At 40.6% G+C, this 7765-nt stretch carries 8 protein-coding genes and 1 pseudogene; 3 read left to right on the top strand and 6 right to left on the bottom strand.

Annotated elements, in window-relative coordinates; all coding sequences use genetic code 11:
• Positions 1-336 (bottom strand): annotated as a pseudogene (locus tag PGLA_RS22710) (DUF6385 domain-containing protein); the annotation flags it as partial.
• A gap of 17 nt (positions 337-353) precedes the next feature.
• The gene (locus tag PGLA_RS22705) at positions 354-1061 is read right to left on the bottom strand and encodes a DUF6385 domain-containing protein (protein WP_068537421.1); all 708 of its coding nucleotides are present in this window, start codon (positions 1059-1061) and stop codon (positions 354-356) included.
• A 379-nt stretch (positions 1062-1440) separates the two neighbouring features.
• Between PGLA_RS22705 and PGLA_RS22700 the strand changes: the two genes are divergently transcribed.
• Positions 1441-1977 (top strand): hypothetical protein, encoded by a 537-nt coding sequence (locus tag PGLA_RS22700; RefSeq protein ID WP_068537419.1) that lies wholly within the window; start codon positions 1441-1443, stop codon positions 1975-1977.
• Positions 1978-2001: 24 nt separating this feature from the next.
• The gene (locus tag PGLA_RS22695; RefSeq protein ID WP_068537418.1) at positions 2002-2583 is read left to right on the top strand and encodes a hypothetical protein; all 582 of its coding nucleotides are present in this window, start codon (positions 2002-2004) and stop codon (positions 2581-2583) included.
• Between the two features lie 133 nt (positions 2584-2716).
• Here PGLA_RS22695 and PGLA_RS22690 read toward each other — a convergent pair whose 3' ends face one another.
• The 4 genes from PGLA_RS22690 to PGLA_RS22675 are packed head-to-tail and all read right to left on the bottom strand — an operon-like array spanning position 2717 to position 7016.
• Positions 2717-3448 carry a class I SAM-dependent methyltransferase gene (locus PGLA_RS22690; RefSeq protein ID WP_068537416.1) on the bottom strand — a complete coding sequence of 244 codons (732 nt, stop codon included), beginning with the start codon at positions 3446-3448 and terminating at the stop codon, positions 2717-2719.
• 1 nt (position 3449) lies between these two features.
• The gene (locus tag PGLA_RS22685) at positions 3450-4301 is read right to left on the bottom strand and encodes a glycosyltransferase family protein (protein WP_068537413.1); all 852 of its coding nucleotides are present in this window, start codon (positions 4299-4301) and stop codon (positions 3450-3452) included.
• A gap of 37 nt (positions 4302-4338) precedes the next feature.
• Complete coding sequence (locus tag PGLA_RS22680; protein WP_068537412.1) at positions 4339-5916, bottom strand: glycosyltransferase; 1578 nt, start codon at positions 5914-5916, stop codon at positions 4339-4341.
• A complete protein-coding gene (locus PGLA_RS22675) occupies positions 5913-7016 on the bottom strand; it encodes a tetratricopeptide repeat-containing glycosyltransferase family 2 protein (RefSeq protein ID WP_068537410.1) in 1104 nt (367 codons plus the stop codon). Before PGLA_RS22675 ends, PGLA_RS22680 begins: the two co-directional genes overlap by 4 nt.
• Positions 7017-7203: 187 nt before the next feature.
• On the opposite strand from PGLA_RS22675, the gene PGLA_RS22670 reads away from it, so the two are divergent.
• Positions 7204-7765, top strand: a 562-nt coding sequence (locus PGLA_RS22670; RefSeq protein WP_161487986.1) for a collagen-like repeat preface domain-containing protein, incomplete at its 3' end; no start/stop codon positions are given.

The following is a 7765-nucleotide window of genomic DNA, read 5'->3' as shown; positions in this document are numbered from 1 at the left end:
ACCAGCAGTAATGGTAGCACCTAATACGCTATCGATAGTCCCGTTCAAGATGTTGGTAATCGTACCAGCAGAAGACAAAGTACCTGCGGTGATAGTAGCACCCATTACACTGGTGATGGTCCCGTTCAAAATGTTGGTAACCGTACCTGCGGAAGAGAGAGTACCGGCAGTAATGGTAGCTCCCATTACACTAGTAATGGTCCCGTTGAGGATGTTGGTTGAAATATTACCGCTAGAATCTGTGGCTATAGCTCGTTCAACAGATGTTGCATCTCGACCAAAAATAAGAGTTCGTAGATTATCTGGATCTGATTGAAAAGCGCTAAAGTTTGGCAAGACATCTCTTCCTTTCATTATAAAGTATATTCTTCGCTTCCAGCAGATTGGGATTGGCAATAACAATCGATTATGGTGAGACTCTTTGATGTTTCGGTAGCTAGAGAGACACGTGTCCATTTAAGAAATCGGTTAGGAACGAATACGCGCATAGTTTGAGGAGGAATGGTTTCTTGTATGTCTTTGGCGTAATCAATGGCATTGGGGCTAATCTCTACTCTAACGATTACAGGTTCTTCTCCACGGTTTACAACCGCGTAAGACATCATGGATTGGATGCTAGAGTCTTGTGGAGGAAGAGATGTAGTGGTATGTGATACGTTAACGTTCAAGAATTGTGTTTCTTTAAAAATGGTATTGGTAGTAGGGCTGGATACAACCTCAAGTCGTCCCTTGGAATCGGTACGTATGGGTAACAGTTCTTGACCATTGGAACCGAATATTTCTACTTTATCTCTTGTAGGGTTTAAGTTTCTTATATCTAAATCCTTTGCAACGACTCTGACCGGTTGGACAATGCGTACATGTTTGATGATTTTGTAGTTATTAATTTGTTTGACGTAACATGTTTTTTTAACGGAAGGGCATGTCTTTTTTTTCTTATTGAAATTGCACTTTTTGATTTTATTATTTTTGGATTTACATTTTCTCGGTTTACATTGATTGAGTTTACATCTTTTGATTTTTCTTGTCTTGATGTGGATTTGCTTATCACAGATGTTCATTCACCTCCTAAAAGTAAATCCATTTTGTTGTGATGTTGTGATGAAATACAGTACGCTCTGCAACCGAAATGAAACCATGAATAAAAGGCCCGTGCCATCGGCGGGGCCATCATTCATGGTTACAAGGGCTACGGATTCGCTGCGGCCACACGCAGGCAAGATATAATTTGTTAAGTTCGTTTATAGTACTTATACAATATATGAGGGGAGCTAATTCATGATTGGACACGTACTATAATTAGTCATTTATATTGCTTTCTTAATGCGGCATAAGAAGTGAATAAAATACGCACTCTCCTAACAACTTGTACGATAACTCTACATATAGTGATGGAGATTGCAATATAAGATTAATCAATATAAAGAAAGGGGCAGAGATATGGCGAACTATTCTATATTTAATCAGATAGATAATCCTTTATATACGCAGCAGGTAAATACTTATATCGCTCCAGGGATAGATTCTACTCCGGAAGGATCTGCTTCCAAGGCTGGTATGTTATTTTCTGTAAACTTTTCATCTAACGTTACAGCACCATCCCCGTTAGTGCTTCAAGTAACCAATCCATTAGGCAGTGGCAAGAATATGTACATCTCTCGTGTTTCAGGAAGTTCAGCAGCGGCAGCAATTGTCTTAACGATTCTAAAGAACGGGACGGTTAGTGGATCCGCTGTAACGAAGGTGAATTTAAACTTTGGAAGTGCAGCGGTAAGCGTGATGACAGCACAGAGTGCAACAGCAGCCGTTACGGGAAGTCCAGCTACTGTTGAATCCATGTTATTAGCTGCAGGTCCATTTGTTATTAATTATACGGGCAGAATCATCGTCCCTCCTAACAATGCATTGACAGTAACATGCTCACATACAGGTAGTTCTACTGCTGCAACAGCCAGCATTTATTGGTGGGAATACTAATTCAGAGAAAAGGAGAACGTTGAAATGCCGAACTATTATGTATTTGATACGATAACCAAACCTGTAAATGTTCAAATGACCAACACGTATCAGAACCCCGGTATTATTGCACCACCCGAAAATGATGCGAGTAGATCTGGAAGACTTTTTTCAATATTTGGCTCCGCTTCGGCCTTGGTGGTATCGGGTCTTACCTCAGCGACTATTTCTCTTCTATTATCTAATCCAATTGGGAGTGGTAGAACCGTGTACTTATCCCAGATCAATGGAAGTATTGGGGGTTCATCTTTACTTTCTTCATTAACAGGAACCATGAGTATGGTAAAAGGGGGAACATTAACAAGTCCAGCTACATTAACGCCTGCTAATAATAACTTCGGGAATGTTACAACGAGCACTTCGACAACACAATCTTCTACAGGAGCGATAACGGGAGGCACAATTGTAGCTTCTTTTCAACTAGCCCCAGGTACTTTCGTGCAACAGTTTATAGGAAGTATTATTGTTCCACCAGGGAGCTCTATTTCGGCGGTGGTTACTTCTTCAAGTTCTGCGGTTGGCTTGACGATGACATCTGTTCTGAATTTTAATTGGTGGGAAGTTTAATGACAACTATTTCGAAATTAAGATAGCGTAATAACTATAAAAATAGCGTGCAGCAATGGGTAGGAGTACCCCTAGCGCACACTATATTTGGTTTGTTACGGATGATGGACACGAATCGAAAATAAGGTCCTAGTTAGCCTTCCTTTTTACCTACGCTGACGAGAAGGTAACCTGGAAATAAGTTTTTCTCCTCATCTGAAAGCTCCTGATACCATTGAATAATGGATTGTTTGATGATGTCCGATTGGGGAATAAAGTCAAGGAAATCTAAGCTGTTCACAAAACCAATATCTGTTTCACTAAGTAAAGGTATTCCACTCTCTTCAAATTCATCCGCAAGTGTTGTTACTGGATCTTCTACACCATACATCCAGACACCCTGTTTCTCGGCAAAAGCTTTCCCCACTCGATAGGGTAGACATTTTGAATAGGGTGTTAAGATAAGAATAATGCCCCCTGGTTTCGTGATCCTCGCCATTTCATTTAAGATATCTACTTTCTCATTAAATGTAAAATGCTCTAATACTCCTGCGTTCCAAGTGAGGTCATATTTATCATTTGGTGCTTGTATTTTACGTATGTCCGACAAAATAAATGTTCCTTGGCAACTTTCCTGTCCGAATGCCTCTCGACTATTCTCCAGTGCTTTCTCCGAGTAATCAACAAGTGTTACCTGAGCACCCTCCGAGGCGAGCCGTAATGAAATTTTACCGGTTCCAGATCCAGCTTCTAAAATACTTAGATTTTGTATGGGATTGACCCATTTGTGAATCGTATCATAAATGATTTGACTGAGTGAATCCCAGCGATATGAGACCTTATGTGACCATAGTTTATCCCACACTGCTTTTTGTTGATCGACCATGTTAGTCCTCCCCATGAATATATCTATCAATTATCGTCTCAAATCCATCGGAATTTGAATGAATCTCGGATAATTTCCTTAATCCGTAAGCACCATATTGTTGGAAGAGCCCCTTTTCATTTAAAGCAAAATCAATATGTTTGTCGGGAAGAGACATACGCTGGGCCATGGTGGCATGGTATACCCATGATTTCAAATAGCACTTTGGACGCCATTGCTTCTTAGTTCCCATGTAGTAGACGTAACCAAGGAGCAGGCTATCATCCTCATAACCTTGTTTACCACGTAAAAACTGCGTGTCATACCCCCCGACAGATCGTAAAGAGCTCGCTCTGTGTATCACGGGATGTACAAATCCTGGATGAACTTCATCTAAGCTTAAGCCCTCCAAGTGCGTAATCAATTCGCGATATGTTGAAGGGATGTTCGTATATTGTCCGAGGGGTTGCAATTCCCCGTTGATTGTAATAATTCCTGGAGAAATCATAGGCTCATCAGTGATATCTAAATATTCTATTAGAGGTGAGTGCCAGTTCGGAGGGAACACCATATCTACATGAATTTCAGATATGTATTCTGTATGGATATGATGCTTCCAAATATACTCGAAACAACACTGTCTTGCGCGAGCAATTCCAACATTCTCTCCCTCACCAAGTATGACGGTAGAAAGTTTGAAGGAAGAGCATAGATGGTTCAACTGTGCATTGTCCAGTCCGCCTTGATTATAGATAATGACGAGCGCATTATCAGTTAAGGCCAAGCTCTCAAAGCATGCTGATGCCATAGTTATATCCTCTGTATTCAAAGGTTCACTACGAATCATTAAAGGCATCGTATGAATGATTTTCATTAGGGACTCCTTTCCATTCAGAGTATGGTTCATTCTCTTATTCTACCCACGGTATTAAATTTGGCTGTTCGTCTAGAATGGAGGCGTATTGCTCTTTCCAGCCGAATTCGCCATTAGGATCTAGCGCATGATATCTTAAATACTTCTCAAGACGGTATTCGGGTCGCGACCAACCTAGATGCTTCAACCGTAGGTCAGATAAGGAGTGCGGTAACGCGAATATATTTTCTGGAAGCCTTCCACAATGCTGGGCGGTTTCTTTCCATTGAAATACAAAGTCTTTTTTATATCGAACGAGAAAGGGGCGGTAATTAAAGTGTGCCTTCCAATATAGATCTTCCCTGTAATGATCTTGGTTCCATAGATCGAAGAGACGAAAGCAGAATAGGTCTACATCGGCTTCTCGAAGCAATGGACGGACTTCTTTAGCAAATCTGGGTTCGAATATTTCGTCAGCATCCAGATTAAGAATCCAATCCGGGTTACTTTTTATTACTTCTTCCCACTGTTGTTTACGCAAATCAATCTCATTTGAGAACTTAGAGACATCGTTGTGAATCATGCGTACGGAAATACCTTCAAGAACTTCATAACATAGATCGATTGTTCCATCACTACTGCCATCATCAATAATAACGGCCTCATCAATGTATTTACGGTGTTCCTCAAGTACTTGTCTGAGAAAGCGACTACTTTCATTCTTCACAACCATCGTTAGCGTCAATTTCGGGTTTTCATGAATGACCTCTACATGGGGACGATTGTGGTTCTCTACTGAGGAAAGTTCCTCCTCAATAAGAAGGATTCCGCATTCTTTCTTGAAAGAAGATACTTTATCCAGATCCGAGTCTCGATATAGATGGAGTGCAGGGTAATGTGTGTCCACAAATAATGGGATACCTAATGCTACGGCACGGATACAGAAGTGGCGATCTTCACCCCAGAAGGAAATATTATGAATGACATTGAAATTGACGCCTGCTTGAATCGCATGTTGACTAATTAAAGTACAGGCTCCTAAGCCGCCCACTTCATATAATCCAGGCTTCTTCATCTTCGATATAAATTGGTCGAATCGGATCACAATTTCTTGATCAGGTAGTCGCTCACCTAGATGTTGTTCCCATTGGTCATATTCGTTGCGCATCCATACTTGAGGTTGGAATATGGCGTTGGGCTGCCACTGAGTCCAGAATATTTCTGAAATAATATCTTTATCAGTCGCAACTAAATGCTCAATCGTATCCGGGTGGAGAATAAGGTCGGAATCGATGAGAAATAAGTAATCATACTGTAATTTGGCGGCATGATGAATCATCATGTTCTTGAAGTTGGCTACTTTCCAGATGAGATTGGTGTTCCAAAGATGAGTTGTATCATCACGAATATAGTCGTCTGAAAGTCCAGATGATTGAAGGAGTACGTGCTCGGATTGTTGGGAGAATTGTTGAAGAATATGGCTTGAATCCTGATCTATATTATCGTCGATGAAATAAAAGTTCAGTTCAATATGTTGTTGTTTCAAATGAAGAAGGGAGGAAAGGAATTCCTGTAAAATGGCAGGTTTTTGGTGAATAGGACTGCCGACTAATACGCGTTTCTTCGGATGATTCATAGTGGTTCACCAGGAAGAGGTTCCCCTTCTTTGTCAAGAATGGATTCCAAATAAGTTTTATTCTGGAGTATACTGGGGTCGTCACTGCGATATTTCCGAGCTTCTTCGTTATGTTCGTAAGCAAGCTTGTAATTGCCAATTCGATCGTAGCAAACACACAGCTGTAAGTGAGGAAGCCAAGTCGAGCAAGGAACATTGTGGAACCCTAAATTTGTGGTTATTCGTTCAAGTTTAGTGGCAGTTTCATACCAAAAGATAGCATTATTAATTTGGCCATTGTGTAGGAAATGATACCCTATCCTGCAACAAAATTCAGCGCGAGGAGAATCATACTGAAAGGATCTTAAGGCTGATTCTAATTCTTTCTCTTTATTATTTAGACCATGGTAGCAATCGGCCAGTTTCCCGCATGATGAAATATTATCCTCGATCCAGCCTTCTTGGGTATTAAGGAATTTCTCGTAGAACGTAATCGCCCGTTCGTACATATGATGATCTAACAACTCGTTGGCAAAATAATAAAGATCGCGTGGAGAGAATTGTTCACCAATTGAGAATCGATGCTCATAAATATTAAGGTTTCTATCACTGTCATGATGAATACTACTATGAGTTACTGCAACATCACTATTGATGATATTTCCACCTACTTCGAGGTATTCATGAACTGCACCAATCCAACGGAATTGGTTACTCCGTTTAACAAGTCGATTACGTCTAACACTGGATGATACATTACCATAAGCGTCGAAGCCCAGACGATATTCCATGGTAACGGAGTCCACAGAAGGGTCCAGAGTTTGCTTTAAAACTCTAAAACGAATGGCATCGTCCTCTTTTACGACATCATCTGCATCTAACCATAGAATATAGTCCTTCGTTGCTTGACTGAACGCATAATTACGTGCAGCAGCAAAATCATGAATCCATTTGAAATCATACAGTTTTTCCGTGTATTTCCTTGCAATCGTCTTGGTGAGATCTGTCGAACCCGTGTCCACAATGATGATTTCGTCAACGATATCAGCCACTGAAGATAAACATCGATCAAGGGTTTGTTCTTCATTTTTAACAATGAGACAGAGACTTATCGCTATCATACAATCCCTCCGAATATAAACATATATTGACTGTATGTTTTTTGAAATAATTATATTACCGACAAAATATTAAGTTTTTTTGTGCACCAAATACTCCTCCTCGGAATATGTTGTTACTATTGAAGAATTTGGCATCACTCAATCTTCTAGACAATTCATAAAAAGATGAAGGAGGAGATACAGTCATATGAAGGAATGTGAACCATGTCATGGTGATTCAGATGCAAAAGCTTTGTTACACATTATAGTTAAGCTGGGTAAGGCAGTACCTCCTGCGCTGACGAATCCGACTACTTCGCATACTGCTAAACTGCAAAAAGTGTTGCAACAACTTAGGGTGTTCTTGAACAAATCAAATTTTGATGAATCGGATCCAACGGAGCTTCTATCTATATTGGAATTGACCATAGTCTCAACTGAGGTAACCCCATTTTCAGTTATAAGTGTTGGAACAAATCTGCAACACTTGTTGGCGGAATTGTTAGCTTTTGTCCTTGTATTATGTATAGATCGTGCTTGTAAAGATGAAATGGTTGAAGAAATTAGGCTCATTCAGATCTCTATTTCATATGCTCTAGGATCATATGGTCATGGATCGACAGGTCCAGTAGGGCCAACAGGACCGACAGGACCATATGGAGAAGGAGAACCTGGTGCGACAGGTCCACAGGGTATTGCAGGTCCAATGGGAGCAACGGGCCCAACAGGCCCTTATGGAGAAGGAGAACCTGGTGCGACAGGTCCACAGG

Origin of the sequence: Paenibacillus glacialis (assembly GCF_001637205.1) — a bacterium.
GTDB lineage: Bacteria > Bacillota > Bacilli > Paenibacillales > Paenibacillaceae > Paenibacillus_AQ > Paenibacillus_AQ glacialis.
The sequence above is the reverse complement of the archived record's forward strand: the minus strand, read 5'-3'. Positions and strand labels throughout refer to the sequence as shown.